General features: G+C 41.4%; 1 protein-coding gene. It reads right to left on the reverse strand.

Annotated elements, in window-relative coordinates:
• Positions 1-810, reverse strand: an 810-nt coding sequence (locus H5117_RS20400) for an IS481 family transposase (RefSeq protein WP_182739024.1), incomplete at both ends; no start/stop codon positions are given.

The raw sequence follows: 810 nt of genomic DNA on the forward strand, positions 1-810 counted from the left end.
TTTTTTCAAGCCGTTCACATACAACATCCATTGGAGTTTTACCTTTGAATGAGCCGTGAGCGCGTTGCCAATTGTAGTAATGCTGCCACTCAGGTAACGTTTCATTTTTGAGTTCGTCCAAATCCAAATTAACGGTCGAATAAAACTCTTCCTTATCAGTTCTTTGTGACCTTTCAACTTTGCCATTTAAGTGAGGAGAGCCTGGCTTATTGGGGCGAAATTTAATGCCATGCTCCATCAATTTGAGCTGTACTTTTTCAGCAAAAAACTCCGTTCCGCGATCAGTTTGAACTCGCTGTATCGGGAATGGCATTTCTTCTATTACCTTATCGATGAAGGTAAGAGTATTGGCTGCCGTTCTACGCTTAAAAACGTCCAACACGCGATATCTAGAGCAATCATCAACAGCAGTATATTGATAAATCCCTGGTGCAATTTTACATGTATCCATCTGAACTCGGTCACCAGGAATAGGTCTTTGGTATCGAATGAAGTCTTTTTTCTTCCGCTGAAAAACTATTGGTTTTACCTCATGTTTGGTCAGCACTTTGTGAATTGAAGCAAGCGATAGCTGAAAATTATGCTCGCGAAGAAGCTCATTTTGAATTCTTCTGGCACCAAGTTTTCTATTTTTTCTGAGTTTAAGAATCCACTCTTCAATTCGATTATTAATTTTAGTGTTTGGGGAGCTGTGCGGGCGTCTAGAAACGTCCTGTAGGCCGTCTAGTCCCTTCTCTTTGTATCGCTTATACCACTTTCGAAGAGTGGGCCTAGAAATTCCACACCGACGACAAACTAGGCCCGCATTAT

This window comes from Pseudoalteromonas sp. SG45-1 (genome assembly GCF_014164135.1).
In the GTDB taxonomy this organism is placed as follows: Bacteria; Pseudomonadota; Gammaproteobacteria; order Enterobacterales; family Alteromonadaceae; genus Pseudoalteromonas; species Pseudoalteromonas distincta.